Genomic DNA, 550 nt, shown 5'->3' on the forward strand with positions numbered 1-550 from the left:
TGTAGGGCGGGTAATTGTCCTCGGTCGCGCGCTGGGCGGATTCAGCGAGGTCGAAAAGGCGGTCGAAACCGATGGTCGAACGCCAGAGCGGTGAGAAGTCGTAACTGCGCATAGCCAGATCCTCCACGGAGCAAAATGGTTACGAGCGGCACCGGACACGACCGGTGCCCGTCTCTGGATTCGCCGAGCCCGTCAGGCGCCCGGAGAGCCGCCCTGCGGCGGCGACTCGAAAATTAGAGAAACCGAGTTTGGTTTCAAGGGAGGGCCGGAAAATTTTCAGCCATCCGGGGCCGTCTAGATAACGGGCTTCCGCAGTGCCACCAGGGCGGGGCTACATGAGGCCCGCTCCGAGTCTTTGCCCGTCGTCGGCCGACGCGGCGATGTTCGACTTTCCAGGAGCCTTCGTGTGGCATGACCGGTCCGTCGGCCGGTCGCTTCTCTGTCCTACACTCCTCTTGAAACAAAATCGCCCCATCCTAGTTTTTGTGCAGCCACGCGGGTGCGTGGCGCCGGATGCCTCTCGGGTCCGGCAGACGCCATCGGGCAGAAT

1 pseudogene is annotated in these 550 nt (G+C 62.7%); it reads right to left on the reverse strand.

From position 1 onward, the window contains the following. Positions 1–112 (reverse strand): annotated as a pseudogene (locus WN73_RS11610) (heat-shock protein); the annotation flags it as partial. Positions 113–550: the final 438 nt, after the last annotated feature.

This window comes from Bradyrhizobium sp. CCBAU 45394 (assembly GCF_028128655.1).
Taxonomy (GTDB): domain Bacteria; phylum Pseudomonadota; class Alphaproteobacteria; order Rhizobiales; family Xanthobacteraceae; genus Bradyrhizobium; species Bradyrhizobium diazoefficiens.